The sequence below is a fragment of the Pseudomonas sp. ICMP 460 genome (assembly GCF_002723595.1).
GTDB classification, from domain to species: Bacteria; Pseudomonadota; Gammaproteobacteria; order Pseudomonadales; family Pseudomonadaceae; genus Aquipseudomonas; species Aquipseudomonas kitaguniensis.
This window is the reverse complement of sequence record NZ_LKBR01000024.1, coordinates 142,610-158,146: the sequence shown is the minus strand read 5'-3', so window position 1 is coordinate 158,146 and position 15,537 is coordinate 142,610. Positions and strand designations below refer to the sequence as shown.

At 55.3% G+C, this 15,537-nt stretch carries 14 protein-coding genes; 2 read left to right on the top strand and 12 right to left on the bottom strand.

What is annotated here, in order from left to right:
* Positions 1–21: 21 nt before the first annotated feature.
* The 10 genes from trxA to AO240_RS17380 all read right to left on the bottom strand — a co-directional run bounded on the left by trxA (position 22) and on the right by AO240_RS17380 (position 9,359).
* Positions 22–378 carry a thioredoxin gene (trxA, locus tag AO240_RS17425; protein ID WP_099237768.1) on the bottom strand — a complete coding sequence of 119 codons (357 nt, stop codon included), beginning with the start codon at positions 376–378 and terminating at the stop codon, positions 22–24.
* A 31-nt stretch (positions 379–409) separates the two neighbouring features.
* Positions 410–1,756: a TldD/PmbA family protein gene (locus AO240_RS17420; protein WP_099237766.1), complete on the bottom strand. Its 1,347-nt coding sequence runs from the start codon at positions 1,754–1,756 to the stop codon at positions 410–412.
* Positions 1,757–1,794: 38 nt separating this feature from the next.
* Positions 1,795–3,549, bottom strand: a complete 1,755-nt coding sequence (locus AO240_RS17415) for an ABC transporter ATP-binding protein/permease (protein WP_256585977.1) — start codon at positions 3,547–3,549, stop codon at positions 1,795–1,797.
* A complete protein-coding gene (locus AO240_RS17410; RefSeq protein ID WP_099237762.1) occupies positions 3,546–5,291 on the bottom strand; it encodes an ABC transporter ATP-binding protein/permease in 1,746 nt (581 codons plus the stop codon). The genes AO240_RS17415 and AO240_RS17410 overlap by 4 nt, the downstream gene beginning before the upstream one ends.
* 16 nt (positions 5,292–5,307) lie before the next feature.
* The gene (locus AO240_RS17405) at positions 5,308–5,727 is read right to left on the bottom strand and encodes a biopolymer transporter ExbD (protein ID WP_099237760.1); all 420 of its coding nucleotides are present in this window, start codon (positions 5,725–5,727) and stop codon (positions 5,308–5,310) included.
* Complete coding sequence (locus tag AO240_RS17400; RefSeq protein WP_256585989.1) at positions 5,724–6,479, bottom strand: MotA/TolQ/ExbB proton channel family protein; 756 nt, start codon at positions 6,477–6,479, stop codon at positions 5,724–5,726. Before AO240_RS17400 ends, AO240_RS17405 begins: the two co-directional genes overlap by 4 nt.
* 41 nt (positions 6,480–6,520) lie before the next feature.
* The gene (locus tag AO240_RS17395) at positions 6,521–7,363 is read right to left on the bottom strand and encodes an energy transducer TonB (protein WP_099237758.1); all 843 of its coding nucleotides are present in this window, start codon (positions 7,361–7,363) and stop codon (positions 6,521–6,523) included.
* Positions 7,360–7,737, bottom strand: a complete 378-nt coding sequence (locus tag AO240_RS17390) for an STN domain-containing protein (RefSeq protein WP_177445833.1) — start codon at positions 7,735–7,737, stop codon at positions 7,360–7,362. The genes AO240_RS17395 and AO240_RS17390 overlap by 4 nt, the downstream gene beginning before the upstream one ends.
* Before the next feature lie 156 nt (positions 7,738–7,893).
* Positions 7,894–8,850 carry a FecR domain-containing protein gene (locus AO240_RS17385; protein ID WP_099237757.1) on the bottom strand — a complete coding sequence of 319 codons (957 nt, stop codon included), beginning with the start codon at positions 8,848–8,850 and terminating at the stop codon, positions 7,894–7,896.
* The gene (locus tag AO240_RS17380) at positions 8,847–9,359 is read right to left on the bottom strand and encodes a sigma-70 family RNA polymerase sigma factor (protein ID WP_099237755.1); all 513 of its coding nucleotides are present in this window, start codon (positions 9,357–9,359) and stop codon (positions 8,847–8,849) included. The genes AO240_RS17385 and AO240_RS17380 overlap by 4 nt, the downstream gene beginning before the upstream one ends.
* A 649-nt stretch (positions 9,360–10,008) precedes the next feature.
* Here AO240_RS17380 and AO240_RS17375 point away from each other — a divergent pair.
* Positions 10,009–12,483 (top strand): TonB-dependent receptor, encoded by a 2,475-nt coding sequence (locus tag AO240_RS17375; RefSeq protein ID WP_099237753.1) that lies wholly within the window; start codon positions 10,009–10,011, stop codon positions 12,481–12,483.
* A 194-nt stretch (positions 12,484–12,677) separates the two neighbouring features.
* On the opposite strand, the gene trxB is transcribed toward AO240_RS17375, so the two are convergent.
* Positions 12,678–13,640, bottom strand: a complete 963-nt coding sequence (gene trxB / locus AO240_RS17370) for a thioredoxin-disulfide reductase (protein WP_099237752.1) — start codon at positions 13,638–13,640, stop codon at positions 12,678–12,680.
* A gap of 88 nt (positions 13,641–13,728) precedes the next feature.
* Positions 13,729–14,190 (bottom strand): Lrp/AsnC family transcriptional regulator, encoded by a 462-nt coding sequence (locus tag AO240_RS17365; protein ID WP_099237750.1) that lies wholly within the window; start codon positions 14,188–14,190, stop codon positions 13,729–13,731.
* Positions 14,191–14,316: 126 nt separating this feature from the next.
* On the opposite strand from AO240_RS17365, the gene metC reads away from it, so the two are divergent.
* The gene (metC, locus tag AO240_RS17360) at positions 14,317–15,495 is read left to right on the top strand and encodes a cystathionine beta-lyase (RefSeq protein ID WP_099237748.1); all 1,179 of its coding nucleotides are present in this window, start codon (positions 14,317–14,319) and stop codon (positions 15,493–15,495) included.
* Positions 15,496–15,537: the final 42 nt, after the last annotated feature.

Sequence of the window (15,537 nt, the reverse complement as noted above, 5' to 3'; positions counted from 1 at the left end):
AGCGTCAGATGGGATGAAGGATCAGTCGGCGTTGGACGCCAACCCTTTGTCGATAAAACCGCGCAACCGCAGTCGGGACTGAACCCCCACGTGACGTGCTACTTCTTTACCGTTTTGATAGATGACCAGCGCCGGGATACCCGATACCTGAAAGCGCGTCTTGGCCGCTTCCGGATCTTCGGCATTGACCTCGTCCATGTTGCACTTCATGACTTTCAGGCGTCCGCTGTACTCCTCGGCCAGTTGGTCAATAATTGGCGCAAGCATTTTGCAGGGGCCACACCACGGCGCCCAGAAATCAACCAGTACCGGCAGGTCAGCTTCGGTGACCTGTGCGTCGAAATTGTTCAGGGTCAGGTCTTGAATCATTTCGCTCATGAGTACTACTCCAGTGCTACTGCGTTAAAAGTCATTGCCCGCCGATGCGCAGGTCATTGATCAAAATCGAACCACCGCTGATGTTTCCCAGCGTGATGCTGTCGCTGCCGACGGCCAGGATGCCGGCATAGATGTCACACAGATTTCCCGCCACCGTGACCTGGTCGACCGGAAACTGTATTTCGCCGTTTTCCACCCAAAAACCTTGCGCGGCACGTGAGTAGTCGCCGGTCGCCAGACGCACGCCATCCCCTATCAAATGAGTGATAAACAGCCCGTTATTTAACTTTCCGAGCATTGTGGTGAGGTCGTCCCCCGGCTTGGTCAATCGGCTTTTCAGGCTAAGGTTGTAAGCGCCTTGGGCATTACCCGTGCTTACCATGCCTAAACGCCGGGCGGTGTAGCCAGAAAGGAAGTAACCGCGCACTACGCCCTGATCAACCACCGCTCGCTGTTGGCCTGCTACACCATCGGCATCAAAACAGCCGCTTGCCGTCCCGTGTAACTGGAACGGATTTTCGAAAACATCCAGGTGCTCGGCAAAAATGCTGCGCCCAAGGCTTTCGCGTAGAAACGACGCATCTCTGGAGAGTTCGCCGCCACTGACCGCCTGAGAAAAATGTTGAATCAGGCTGTGGGCCGCCCTCGGCGCCAGCAATACCGGGCAACTGCGTGAGGTGAGCGAGCGGCCGCCGAGCGATTCGATAGCGCTACGTGCAGCTATCTCACCCACCCGCTCCGGCGCCATAAGCAAACGCGATGAGGTGCTGTAATCTGTCCAGGAGTCGGTCTTGCGCTGTTCATCCCGGCTGGCAATAACATTCGCCGTGACACTGTGATCGGTGCGACTTGCGCTACGGCAAAAGCCTTGGGAGGTCGCCAGCAGCATTTGCGAACGGGCGGTTTCAAGGCTTGCACCATCGCTGCGGACTTCGGCACCCAACCGATGAATCCCATCCTCTACCTGCCTGACATAGCGCAGCGCCTGCTCTATATCCAGAGACCAGGGGTTGTCCATTTGCAAATCCATCTCGACAGTGCTCAGTTGCGCGCTGTCCACCAAGCATGCATCGGGGTCTTCGCTGGCATAGCGAGCGATATCCAATGCAGCGCTCACCATTCGCTGCACGTTGGCAGGACTGAAATCAGTGGAATGCGTGAAGCCTTGACGCTGGCCTCTGAACACCGTCAGAGAGATACCACTTTGCGTATGCGCAGTACGGGTTGTGACCCGTCCGTCCAGGACTTCGACACTGAGCCCTGACATCTCTGAAATCGAAACTTTGGCGTCACTGGCACCCAACTGTAACGCCTTTGCGATCAGGCCTTGTGCGATCTCTGCCAGTTGTTCCTCTGTATAAGCGAACTGCTGATTCATCTATAGCTCCAATTTCAGGACGAGCCTCTCCACGCGCATTAGCGCTGAGGCTCGGGGGAGGAGGGCTGCGACACCGTGTCGAGGTCCAAGACGTGACTGTGCAGGCTGTCCAGTGCCGTTCTGTGGGTCACACTGACGATTGCACTGGTGGCCAATTGGGTTAAGAGGGTGGCGTAAATGGCCCGCTCGGTCTCGCCATCGAGCGCGCTGGTGGCCTCGTCCAGAAACACCAGGTCGGGCCGATGAATCAGCAGGCGGGCGAGGGCAAGACGTTGCTGTTCACCCCCTGAAAGCTTGCGCTGCCAAACCGCTTCCTGGTTCAGGTCGACTGCGTATTTATCCAGATGACAATCCAGTAAAGCCTGCCGGCAGCGCTCGTCGGACACCGCTTGCGGTTGGCCTGGATAACACAATGCTGCCTTCAGTGGGCCGGTAGGGACGTAGCTACGTTGCGGTACAAATGTCACCTTCCATTTTTCAGGCGTCGCAATGGTCCCGCTGCCGTAGGGCCACAGGCCGGCAATGGCACGCAGCAACGTACTTTTACCGCGTCCAGATGCGCCTTTGATCACCCAGCGTTGCCCAGCCTCAATCTGCAGTAACGGCATCTGGAGCAGAGCCTCACCTGAAGGCTTGCGCAAGTCTAAATTGCTACACACCAGGTGATTTTCGCCGGCATGCAGCTCAATCGTACGAGATCGAGCGTCGAGCTTGTTCATCGCCCAACTGAAATCTCGCAACCGATTGATCAGCGCCAGCCAACGGGTGTACGCCGGATAGGCCTGCACAAACAGGCTCAACGTCGCGGTCATCGCGCCAAATGCTCCGTTTCCGGGGCCTCCTAGCCCACCTTGGATACGCGCCACATCGCCGAGGCTGATGTCCCCGCTCATGTAACGAGGAATCGCCAGCAGCAACGGCAACAGAGAAAAGGTTTCTGAGTATCCATCGCGGACAAACATCATCTTCGACGTGCGTTTTATGATGGCTGTCCAGTTGCTGCGAACGCGTGCGAAGGCAGCCAGCAAGCGACCACGCTCGATTTCGCCACCGCGATAAAACGCGATCTGCTCAGCGTTCTCGCGCAAGCGCATGCCGAGGAAACGAAAGTCTGCTTCCACGGTTTGCTTATGGTTATTAAGGCCCACCAGCGACTTGCCGGCCCAATGCACAACAGCCAGGTGCCCGGCCGTATAGGCCAGCGCAGCGAACAATAGGTAGCCAGGAATAACGATGGCTGCCCCGGCGATGCTGAAAGACAACTCTCCCGAAAGGCCCCACAGCACAGCGCCAAAAGACACCGCACTCACGATCATGTAAATAAAATTGAGCACGTTAGTCAGCGTGATGTCGACGAGTTCAGCAATATCCTGAGCGATCCGCTGATCGGCGTTGGTCAGCGTCCCGTCGCGCTCCAGTTCAAGGTAGCGATTCTGCTGGGTCCATCGTTCTACATAATTGCGGGTAAGCCAGGTGCGCCAACGCAACTCCAGCACTTGACGTACAGCAAGATTAAGGATCATCAGCAAGGGAGAGGTCAGGGCCAGCGCGAAATTCAGCAATAAGACAGGCAGCACTGCTTGCCAGTCCCTCTGTACCAACACATCGACCAGGTTCCCGCCCGCCTGGTTTGCCCAGACTGCAACGTAAACCGCGCCCAACGTGATCGAGACACAGATGGCAAATAACCCAGCCGCCAGCCATTTTTCTTCGGACACCCAGAATGCGCCGATAACCCTTCCTATCGAAGGACGCATGCCTGATGAACCGAGACTGTCAACCGGGCGGTTCATGGGCGCACCGGTAGATGAGTAGTTGCGTCTTGAGCAGCCCTTGAATCAAGAGCCGGTGCAATATCCAGCGCATGCGAATAGAGAGCATCCAACTCGCGGTTATGGCTGATGCTGATAATGGTGCTTTCGCAAAGACGCGCGAATAACAGCTGATAGATGTACCGTTCCGTGGCGGGATCAAGCCCGCTGGTAGCCTCATCAAAGAAAACCAATTTTGGCTGCTGCAACAATACGCGCGCGATCGCGAGGCGTTGTTGCTCGCCCCCCGAAAGCAGGTTCTGCCAATCCTCATTCTGCGTCAGCGCATCAGCTCGCGCCTCAAGGCACACGTCGATCAAAGCCTGGCGGCATTGGTCATCATCGAAGCGCGAATCAACATCCGGATAACACAGCGCTGCTTTGAGCGTACCCTGAGGAATGTAGCTTTTCTGAGGGACGAATAGCTGCGAAACGCTGCTGTCCGGCACCTGCACCCAGCCTTTGCCGTGCGGCCATAGGCCAGACAATGCTCGCATCAGGGTGCTTTTGCCTGCACCGGATGGGCCACGCACGACCCAACTCTGGCCTTGCTCGATATACAGCGCTGGCGTATGACTCAGCGTTTCACCGAGGGGGCTGGTGAGGGTCAAGGCTGAGGTTGCGATGACGGGCTTATCTGAAAAACGCAGCGTGATGCCAGGGACTTGCGTTTCGAGTCCATGCAACGCTGCTTGTAGATCACGCAACCGATTTGCCGAGGCAAGCCAGATACTGAAGTCAACGTAGCTTGAGGCAAAGAAGTTCAGTGATGAACTGACCTTCTCAAACGCCGCGGAAACTTGAGTGAGACCGCCCAAGCTAATGGTCCCAGATAAATAGCGCGGCATCGATAATACGGTAGGCACGAGGCTACCCACTTGAAGATAAGCCGAATTGGCCATAGATGATTTGCAGATTCTTATTAGTAACGCGATGAAATTGAGCTGTACCTGCCGGAACTGCTGCATCATCCGCAGTCCCTCCTGTGGCCCCCCTCGATAGAACGCAATCTGTTCAGCGTTCTCTCGCAAATTCATTCCCAGGGCGCGAAAATCGGCTTCTACCGTTTGTTTGTGAATATTCAATGCGATTAATGGCTTGCCCACCCAGTGGGCGATCACAAGACCGAGCAATGAATAAATAACTGCTGCGTACAGGAGGTAGCCGGGGATTTCCACTGTGCGTGCACCCAATTGCAGGCTCAGCACCCCGGACAACTGCCAGAGCACTGTACCGAAAGTCACTGCTCTAACGGGCACGGTAATCACGCCCAGGGTCAGCATCAGAGAGCGCTGTACGAATACGTCTATGTCTTCGGCAATTCGCTGATCACTGTTGCTCACTAGGCCATCGCGCTCCACCGGATAAAAACGCTGTTGCGCAGTCCATCGGTCGATCAGTCTGTGGCTAAGCCAGGCACGCCATCGGATTTGCAAATAGTCTTGAGCGGCATAACTCAGGATTGCCAGAGCAGCCATCAGCAATCCCAGAACAAAGCCAAAGATTAAAGTCGACCACAGCGTCGTCCAATCACGCGCAACCAAGGCGTCTGTTGTGTGAGCAACCACTTCGGTCGCCAGCAGTGACACGTAAATCCCACCAAAGCTGATCGACAGGATTATTGCCACCAGCCCCCACGCCCAGTAGCGGTCCTTGGACACCCAGTAAGGCAACAAAAGCTGGGCGAGAGATGGCCGTGCAGCGGCGATATTGGCGCTGGTCATAGACGTTCCGGTAAATTCAGGGCGTAGTAGGTTTGGCTTCGGTCACAAAGTCGATCTTGCTCAAGCCACCGCCCTGGGCCGCTGAAAGAAGAGCGGCAACGCGCTCGTAGCGCACTTCCTTGTCTGCAAACAGCCGCACATTCGGGGTTGGGTCCTGAACGGCCGCCACCGCGATGCGCTGTTTGAGCTGATCATCGTTGACCGGCTCCTTGTTCCATAAAATGGCGCCATCGGGTGTGATGGAGACATCAATGGCATCGGGCTGCTTCTCCATCGCATGGCTGTCTGCCTTGGGCAGCTCCAGCTTCACCGCGTGATTAATCACTGGCAGCGTGATGATGAAGATAATCAGCAGCACCAACATCACGTCAATCAACGGCGTCATGTTGATGTCCGACATCACGTCATCCGCTTCGAACTGCGACCCCATGCTCATGACCCTGTCCTCTCGACAGTCGCGCTGGCGAAGCGTTTGTCCGTCGTACCGGCAGGCACACCCTGGGAGGTTTCCTCAACATTGACCCGCGCGCCGGTCAGAAAGTACGCATGCAGATCGTGCGCAAAGCGTGCCAGCGCGTGGCTGACACCTTTGTTGCGACGCGAGATTGCGTTATAGCCAAGCACCGCAGGAATCGCCACGAACAGACCGAACGCGGTCATGATTAGCGACTCGCCTACCGGACCAGCGACCTGCGCCAGCGACGCATCGCCAGTGGTTCCGATCACCTTGAGCGCGTGGTAAATACCCCAGACCGTCCCGAACAGACCTACGAACGGCGCCGTACTGCCGATCGAAGCAAGAATCGCCAGCCCCATTTGCAGTCGAGACAGATGCTCCTCCAAAACGTCTTTCAGGCAGCGCCCCAGCCAATCACTCAAATCGAAACGGCTGTTGAGCTGCGAACTTTGCTGCTGTTGGTGTGCATTGGCAGCAACACCTACCTGGGCCAGGTGCACGAACGGATTGCCTGGGCCAGTGTTCAACTGCTCGACACCCGAGTCGAAGCTTTCAGCTCGCCAGAAGGATGTGACTGCGCGGCGCGTCATACCTCGTAACTTAAGTAACTGTACGGTCTTGATGATCATCACGCCCCAGCTCAGCACAGACATGATCAACAACACGATGGCAATGGTCTTTGAAACCATATCCCCTGTTTGCCAGGCATAGGCCAACCCTAATTCTTGCATGGTCAATCCTCTCTCATTAGCGCTCGATCACGATCGAGTGGTTAGTTGCTCAGACGGAAGTCAACGGTTTGCACAGCGCGAACCGAGATGGCCTGTCCACCTTCTACATAAGGGTTGCAAACCGCGCCGCGGACAGCCGCGACAGCCGATTCATCAAGTTCTTCATTGCCACTACTGCGCACCACGTCGGCTCGCTGCACCAGACCTTTCGGGTTGATCTCAAGACGCACCAACACTTGACCTTCAGCGTGTAAGCGCTTCGCCCTGCGTGGATAGGCTGGTGCCGGAACGCGACACCCCACAGACGGCACGTCCTTCGGCGCTGCCGTTGGCAAATCCATCATCTTCGGCGCGACGGGTGCGGCTTGCGCCTGGGTAGAAGCTGGATCAGGTTTGGCCTCACTGGGTGGCGTTGGCTCGACTGATTTTTGCTCCACCACCGGAACCGGTTTTTTCGGAACAGGTTTGGTGACAGGCTTGGGTTTAGGCACAGGCTTCACCTCCCTGGGCTTTTCCACTGGCTTGGGCTTGGGTGGCTCTTGCTCGATGGTGCGCGCCGAGGCGTCGCTGGTCAGCACGGCAGGCGTCGGCGGCGCCGGTGCCTCCTCAACCGGCGGCTGAATCACGACCGGTGGCGGAGGCGGTATGGCAACCAGGCTTACGCGTACGGCGCTTACGGAAGCGGCTTGCTCCATGGTCAGCTCCCGCTTGGTCACCTGTGTAACCAAAAGTGCGAGCCCGCCCACATGGGCCAGAAGCGCCACGCAGAAGGCTGCGATAATGGGCAGCCGATTTTTCTTTGGCTCTGCCGCTTCGACATTGGCGCATGACTCCCAGCCTCGCGCATGAGGAAGCTGGCCGCCCGGTAAATTGAGATTGCTCACACGCCTGTCTCCGCTTTTGCATTTCTTATCTTTATGTAGTTGGGAAGCAGCTTGAGCGTGCCATTAGCGGTCCGCGAGAGCTCGAAACCCGAGGCATCCAGCGCTTGGCGCGCGGCTTCATAACCTGTGAGCCGGCCTCGAACGCTTTTACTGCGCTTATCAACAATCAAGCCAGGTTCAAAAACGATTACGCAGCCATTTATGCGTCCGATATCCAGCAGCGTATTGCTCAACAAGCCCGCATCAATTGCATAGTCGCGATGACTATCAAGATCACAGGCCAATACCTGGATGCTGTTACCCGCAAAGGCGACGACCAGTCCAACAGCTACCAAAGGACTCGACCTAAGCCTGGAAAACGATGCTTTAAGCACGATGGCAACCGCTCTAAAAGTTATTCTTATTGGTTATGTGCGACGAGAAAGGAAAAGTGACAGTGGTCAGCAGATATTTTTTTAGAAAGACGCGAAAACGCGTGGGGGAGAGGAGGGAGCAACTGAGGGGGGAACAGCCGTGGGGGGAGCAGCGGCTTAAGCGCCGCTGATGTTTACCCAATAACCGGTAGTGCGACGCACGACGATAGGCATGGTCTGCGCGAGTGCCTCAAGGGCAAAATCTGTGTCGTCCAACGGGAAAAGGCCGCTGACTCGCAATGAGGCGGCAGCCGGATCGAGGCGGACAATGCCCGTACGGTAATTACGCAGAGCATCGATGACGACGGAAAGCGGCTGGTCATTGACTTCAAGCACACCTCGTATCCAGCTCGACTCGGCCCCCACGGAGACCGGAAATACTCTGAAGCCTCCAGGTCCCAGTGTGGCCCCCTGGCCGCCTGACAGTAGTTTGGTACTACCGTTCGCTGTCGCGCTAACGCCTCCATTTAGAGTCGCAACTCTGAAACCGTCGCTCATTTCGCGCAATGAAAATCTGCCGTCTTTAACCTCAATGCGAGCTCGCCCAATCTGAACGAGAAATGGCTGCTGGGAGGGGGCGACGTCCAAAATCATTTCACCCGCCACCAGCCGTATTATTCTGCGTCCAGACTGCATATCGATGTCGATGTTCGCTGCGCTGCGTGCATTGAGTGTCAGCGAACTGCCATCGGACAATTGTAGTGTACGGCGCTGAGATGTGCGGGTAGTCACGTCGGCCAACATGTCACCGACTGGATAAGTGCGATTGACCAACCACCCCCCCATCGTACCCACTACCGCGATACCCAGAGCAGTGCGCAAAAACTCTCTTCTTCGCGACGGTGCCAGCAAAACGCTACGGACGCTCTGCGGCGCCACTGCTGATAAATGCGAGGGCATTTTTCCGAGGGTGGATTCAATTCGAGCGCAGGCTTGTTCATGCTCGGGTCTTTCCGAGCGCCACGTCAGAAACGCAGATTCGTCTTCTGCTGTTGCCTCACCGGATCGCAGGTACACCATCCACTCGATAGCCTGCTCGGCGATGTCATCAATCGTGTCGACGCTTTTCTTCATTCTGACGCTGCCAGATAGCAGCATTTAAGTGCCTTAGCCATATATTGCCTCACCATACTTGCGGAGACGCCCAGGCGGGACGCGATCTCGGCATATGTCAAACCATCTATCTGGCTATACAAAAAAGCCATTCGCGCTTTCACGGGCAATCCTTCCAGCGCCTTGTCCACAGCCAACAGAGACTCCATCAAAAGATGCTGATCTTCGGGAGATGGATGGGTCGCCGCCGGCATCAGCGCCAAAGCATTCATGTAGGCACGTTCAAGATCACGCCGACGTGAAAGCTCATACATGACCCTATTCGCGATAGTGGTCAACATCGCGCGCGGCTCTTTTACATCCTGCGGGGTCGGCATGGCCGCCAGCTGAGTGAACGTTTCACAAGCCACATCCTCGGCATTGTGTCGGCATCCCAGCTTGTAACGCAAACGAGCTGCCAACCAGCTGTAGTCGCTGCGGAAGACGACGGTCAAAAAGTCAGATCGAAGCACTGCGTCAGTTGCGGCCATAAAAGCACCTAGTCAACGGTGAAAAATTGAGGACTCACACATTTGTAATCAAAATGTGTCAGCGACAACTGAAACGCAATTTTCAAGCCAATCTCAAAGTCCAGCGCCTGTCCTGCCATCATCATGCAAGTCTGGCAGGCCTAGTGCTCTCAATTGAGGCTCTAAATGAGGGTTAGCACCATTTAAACGCGCAAAACGTCACCAGAAAACTGGAGGGCCGCAATAAATTTCGAATTTATCTATCCCTGTAGAACTCGTTACCTAATTTCTCGTCGATTTACGCAAATGGGATTCAATGTGCCAAAAGTACCCAGTGCGTATTTCCTGGGTGGGCATTGAAATTGCGGGTCCGTACGCGGTTTGGCAGACACCGGTCGGCTGTCATCCTCATTTTAAGCCTAGCTGACGTACTATTTTCGAAAGGTCGCTCAAGCGACGCTACCAACCTGCCGAATACCCAAGGTAGGCATCGAGAAAAGTTTCATAGCGCGTTTCTGGATTGCACCCACAACCACAGGCTTTCGAGCCGCAAAGTCGCATTCAGCGCAGCAGGAGAAAAAAGTTTTTCGGTTGCTGGGCTGTCACTTTCTCTCTCTCGTCGCACAGATTGATTGCAAGTACTTATTGAGTGTGTTCGGGGGAGAGCAAGATGAGCTTGAAACGTAAGGTGTCACCTTTCATTTTGGCAAGACTAGCGTTGAGCGTGTCATTGGTTTACGCAGCTGCACCCACTAGTTTTGCTGTCTCTGCACCGGCAAACGCCGTTGTGCAGCGAATGCAGTTCAATATTCCGGCCGGCCCACTGGATCAATCGCTCTTGGTGATTGCTCGCGAGAGTGGGAGGGTAATCTCTTTCGATCCCGCGCTCGCAAAGGCCTTCCAGGCGCCGGTAATCAGGGGTCAGCTCACCACTGAACAGGCGATTGCTCAGGCCTTGAAAAACAGCAGTCTGCGGTTAGGCATCACTGGTAATGGGACGCTGACCATTGAGCAGGCACCAATCAGGCCTGCCATTACAACGGCGCCTCTGGTGGCAAACACGGATGCACAACTTCCCGACATTACTGTCAGCAGTACCGCGGAGTATGAAGACCGCGAAGTTTACAACCCTGGTAGTGCCACTGGCGCGATGCGAGGCAACACCTCGATCCAGGAAACCCCTCGCTCAGTGCAGGTCATCAGCCAGAAATTGCTGACAGATCGCCAAGCCTCATCGCTTGAGGACGCCTTGCGCAGCTCAGGCAGTGTGACCACCTGGGACACCAACCGGGGTACAAAGCAGTTCTACATTCGTGGTTTTGCTATTCCCAATACCAGTACCAACGGTGTTCCAGACGTGGGCACCGGCTCTACCCCCATAGAAGGCATTGATCGGGTTGAGGTGATCAAAGGTCCCGATTCGATCATGACCGGGAGCGCGGGGTCGTCGGGTGCCATCAACCTTGTGCGTAAAGCGCCTGTCACTGCCCCGCTGCATCAACTGCGTCTGGATGTCACCGACAAGGGTGAGTTTCAGCAAGCCCTGGACCTGGGCGATGCCATTACTGCGGACAAAGCTTTCAGCTACCGACTCAATATCGTACACATGCGTTCACCCGAGAGTGAGCCAGACTACAACGGTGCCCGTCGCGACTATATTGCTCCGGTTTTGCGCTGGAAAAACGACAGCACCAGTTTTACCGTGGGTGCAGAGTTGCAGGGTCAACGCCGGGCACTTGGGCCTGCGACCTACCTGTTTGACGGGCATGTACAGAAACTTTCCAACTACCGCATCACCGGCAAGGACGACCGTATAGCCTCCAATGCCAAGACGGGCTACTACGAGTTCAGCCATGCGTTCAACGACAACTTGACGTTCGAAAGCAAGGCGACCTATTCGCGCAACGAATACCAAATTCACGTGTGGGAGCCCAATGGCGGCGGCGGAGGGGCGCCGGGATATGGACCCAACGGAGCGATCAGCTCGACGGGGCTTCAGGCGGGCGCCATTACTTATGCGGCAAGCACGCAGAACAACATCCTTTACACCCTGAATACAGGGTTTATTGAGCAAAGGTTGCTGGCCGGGGTGGATTACCAACGCTACACCACAAGCTCATTCGATACGGACGTCCGGATAACGGCGGCCGGAAACATCAATGACGGCACCGATTTCGATCTTCCCAAGTTTGGCTATTCATCGCCTAATTATTATCACACCAGTGACTATCTACAGACTCAGAAGGGGTTATTGCTCCAGGATTTGATCAAGCTCGGTGACCGGACCCACGTTATGCTTGCGGCGCGGCGCACGCTGTACGATGGCCAGTTAAAGAACTACCTTCCGAACAACCCGGATGAAATTCCTGCCGAATTGCTGGGAACCAGCACCAAAGATTCCTTCAAAAGTGCAAAATGGGTTCCAAGCTATGGCCTCAGCTACGACGTAACGCCTGACGTTACGGTTTATGTGAACCGTACCAAGGGATTCCAGGCGAACAACACCCTGGACGCAACAACCAATACGCCGCTGCCGCCATTGGAAAGTGATTCCAAAGAGCTGGGTGTCAAGATCAAGCTGAACGACGATGCGCTGACGTTCACGAGCGCCATTTTCCAAATGGAAGAAACCGGCGTCCCCGTTACCGATGGGTTCGGCCGTACAACGGGTTCACAAGGGCTCAAGTCTAAAGGGATTGACTTTGATTTGAGTGGTGAGATTGTACCGGGATGGGCAATTGCCGCCAGCTACACCTACACCCATTTTGCCGAGCCACCTCCGTCAGAGGGTTTTGACCCAACGTTTTCGGCCACCCCCAAAACCATTGGTCAACCCAAGCACTCGGCCAGTGTCTGGACGTCTTATGAACTGCTCGAAGGTCAGTTGAAAGGTCTGGGAGCCGGTATTGGCGTTAACGCTTACAGCGCTACGGTCAACGGCAGCCCGAACGATTTCAACTACTTTGATCTACCAGGTGGCGCACAAACCGATGCGTCGGTTTTCTATCGTCAGAAAGACTGGTCGTTGACACTTGGCGTGAAAAATATCTTTGATCGCACGTTGTATTCGTATTCCGCCACTCCGCTCTACATTGGTGTACGTCCCGAAAGAAACGCACGCGTGACGTTTACGTATGACTTCTAAGCAACGCAGATACAACACAGACGGTATGAGCACGTACTGAGGGCCTGGCCCGCCAACGCCCCGACTTGTTCGGGGCGTTTTTGTTTTTACGAGAAAACAAAAAACGCTCTCTATCTTTCCATAGAGAGCGTTTTCTTTGATCGTTGCGTCTTTAGTCAGCCTATAATGTCGATGTTTTCAACTCGTCGCGCAGATCAGAACGAAGCGCTTGCCAGACCATCCAGGTAACGCTCGGTGTCCAGGGCCGCCATGCAACCCGCTCCGGCAGAAGTAATTGCCTGACGATAGACGTGGTCTGCTACGTCGCCTGCCGCGAATACACCTTCAATGCTGGTCGCTGTCGCATTGCCATCCCGACCGCCTTTTACCACCATATAACCGTCTTTAAGCGCCAGTTGACCTTCGAACAGCGACGTATTGGGTGTATGGCCAATCGCGATGAACACCCCGTCCAGTTTCAGCTCGCTGCTACTGCCATCGTTGTTCTTCAGACGAGCGCCGGTCACCCCCATCGCATCACCCAACACCTCGTCCAGCGTGGCATTGAGCTTGAGTTCGATCTTGCCCTCGGCAACCCGTGCGTGCAGCTTGTCGATCAGGATCTTCTCTGCACGGAAAGTCTCACGTCGATGGATCAACGTCACTTTGCTGGCAATGTTGGCCAGGTAAAGCGCTTCTTCGACTGCCGTGTTGCCGCCACCCACAACGGCTACTTCACGGTTGCGATAAAAGAAACCGTCGCAGGTCGCACACGCCGAAACGCCTTTGCCCATAAACGCCTCTTCGGAGGGCAGCCCGAGATAGCGCGCACTGGCACCGGTGGCGATGATCAACGCATCGCAGGTGTAAGTTCCGTCGTCCCCCGTAAGCGTGAGCGGTTTGCCGGCCAGATCAGCTGCATGGATGTGATCAAACACGATCTCGGTCTCAAAACGCTCTGCGTGTTCTCGCATACGCTCCATCAATATGGGGCCGGTCAATCCATGCGGGTCGCCGGGCCAGTTGTCGACTTCGGTGGTGGTGGTCAGCTGGCCGCCGGCCTGCATGCCCGTGATCAACAATGGCTTCAGGTTGGCACGGGCCGCGTAGACCGCCGCGCTGTAACCGGCTGGGCCGGAACCGAGAATAATGACCCTGGCGTGTTTGACTTCAGACATCGATTGACTCCTGTGCAGGGGGTAGGCCCCTTTTTTGTTGTTTAAACCTTGTTGATCCGATGGCGACCTGACGCTAAGGGAAAAGCAGTCATGGGGCGTATTTGAGCGGGTACTCAGTGGTGTATTTGATTTGTTCCATGGCAAAACTCGAACTGATGTCCGAGAGGCCCGGAATCTCTATCAGCTGTTTGTACACCGCGTCATAGGCTGCAATGTCCGGCACTGCGATGCGCACCAGATAATCGGTATCACCGGCCATTCGATAAAGCTCCATGACCTCGGTGATCGCCGCCACGCGCTCATGAAATGTTCGTAACCAGGAAGCGCTGTGCTGGTTGGTTTTGATGGAGACGAAAACGGTTACGGCAACGTTCAGTTTTGCACTGTCGAGGAGCGCGACACGCTTGCGAACGACGCCCTCGTCCTCAAGTTTTTGAATACGTCTCCAGCATGCAGTAGTGCCCAAGCCAATCTGATCAGCAATGGCTCCTACCGCTTGGGTGCTGTCCGCCTGAAGAATTCCCAGAATCGCCAAGTCAAATTTATCCATTTCGCTCTCGCAGCACGTTTTAAGAATAATATTCTAATTATAGTTTTATATGCAGTATAGAATGCAAAAATATTCGCCGTGATCGCATGTAATATTTCATCACCTTCCATCTTATGGTGCTTTGAAATGCGCAACATCGAAACACACTGTATTCATGCGGGACGTACCCCAGAAAAGTTTTCCGGCCTGGTGAACACTCCGGTGTTTCGAGGCTCGACAGTGCTCGCTGAAAACTTTGAAGCCTGGCAGGCGCATAAGAAGGATGGCAATCCATACGCCTATTACGGTCGATTTGGCACCCCAACGACCCATTCGTTTGAAAGCGCCATTGCCGAACTGGAAGGCGGACAACATGCGCTTGTATTCCCGTCCGGATTGTCGGCCTGCACCCATTCACTCTTGGCGTTCGTCGCAATGGGTGACCATATCCTTATTACGGATAATATCTATGGTCCGACGCGGATGTTTGCCGATCGTGTGCTCAAGCGTCTGGGTGTCGATGTTGAATATTTCGACCCATTGTGCGGCGCCGAAATCGAGTCGAAGCTGCGTGCAAACACCAAGGTCGTATTCACGGAATCGCCCGGTTCGCTGACGTTTGAGGTAGCGGATATCCCTGCAATCAGCGCCGCGGCTCACGCCGTAGGCGCTATCGTGATTATCGATAACACCTGGGCTTCGCCTCTTTACTTCAAGGCTTTCGAGCACGGTGCAGACGTCTCGATTCAAGCGGCTACCAAGTACATCGTGGGTCACTCGGATGCCTTATTGGGGACAGCAACAGCTAACGCTCGTGCCTGGCCCCAGTTGAAAGCAAGCGCCCATGATTTCGGCGAAACCGCTGGCCCTGATGACATCTTCCTCGCCCTGCGTGGTCTGCGAAGCATGCCGGTGCGCCTGCGCCAGCATTGGGAAAACGGCTTGATGCTGGCGCAGAGCCTGGAAAGCAATAGCGCGGTAGCCCGAGTACTGCATCCGGCGCTCCAGAACGATCCGGGACACGACATCTGGAAACGCGACTTCACGGGTGCCAGCGGGTTGTTCGGCATTCGCCTGGTCGCCCAAAACCCACTGCAGATCAGTACATTTTTCAACAACCTGAAGCTATTTGGTATCGGACTGTCCTGGGGCGGATTCGAAAGCCTTGTCGTGCCGGTAGGAACACCCGAGCGAAGCGTCAAACCGGCGGCTGAGGGCTATCTGGTGCGGGTTCATGCAGGGCTTGAACACATCGACGATTTACTCGAAGACTTCCACAGGGCACTGCATCTGGCCTTCGCGCCGACTCAGTTTGCTGTCGCTTGAATATCCATTGCGTCAATGCATAAACCCCTCGCGAGAGGCTGT

What these genes read in the sequence shown, in the direction of transcription:
- AO240_RS17420 (WP_099237766.1), bottom strand. Translation starts at nt 1,756, where the DNA reads ATGAATCAGCAGTTCGCTTATACAGAGGAACAACTGGCAGAGATCGCA.
- AO240_RS17365 (WP_099237750.1), bottom strand. Translation starts at nt 14,190, where the DNA reads ATGGATAAATTTGACTTGGCGATTCTGGGAATTCTTCAGGCGGACAGC.
- AO240_RS17415 (WP_256585977.1), bottom strand. Translation starts at nt 3,549, where the DNA reads ATGAACCGCCCGGTTGACAGTCTCGGTTCATCAGGCATGCGTCCTTCG.
- AO240_RS17400 (WP_256585989.1), bottom strand. Translation starts at nt 6,479, where the DNA reads ATGCAAGAATTAGGGTTGGCCTATGCCTGGCAAACAGGGGATATGGTT.
- metC (WP_099237748.1), top strand. Translation starts at nt 14,317, where the DNA reads ATGCGCAACATCGAAACACACTGTATTCATGCGGGACGTACCCCAGAA.
- AO240_RS17405 (WP_099237760.1), bottom strand. Translation starts at nt 5,727, where the DNA reads ATGAGCATGGGGTCGCAGTTCGAAGCGGATGACGTGATGTCGGACATC.
- trxA (WP_099237768.1), bottom strand. Translation starts at nt 378, where the DNA reads ATGAGCGAAATGATTCAAGACCTGACCCTGAACAATTTCGACGCACAG.
- AO240_RS17410 (WP_099237762.1), bottom strand. Translation starts at nt 5,291, where the DNA reads ATGACCAGCGCCAATATCGCCGCTGCACGGCCATCTCTCGCCCAGCTT.
- AO240_RS17375 (WP_099237753.1), top strand. Translation starts at nt 10,009, where the DNA reads ATGAGCTTGAAACGTAAGGTGTCACCTTTCATTTTGGCAAGACTAGCG.
- AO240_RS17385 (WP_099237757.1), bottom strand. Translation starts at nt 8,850, where the DNA reads ATGAAGAAAAGCGTCGACACGATTGATGACATCGCCGAGCAGGCTATC.
- AO240_RS17380 (WP_099237755.1), bottom strand. Translation starts at nt 9,359, where the DNA reads ATGGCCGCAACTGACGCAGTGCTTCGATCTGACTTTTTGACCGTCGTC.
- trxB (WP_099237752.1), bottom strand. Translation starts at nt 13,640, where the DNA reads ATGTCTGAAGTCAAACACGCCAGGGTCATTATTCTCGGTTCCGGCCCA.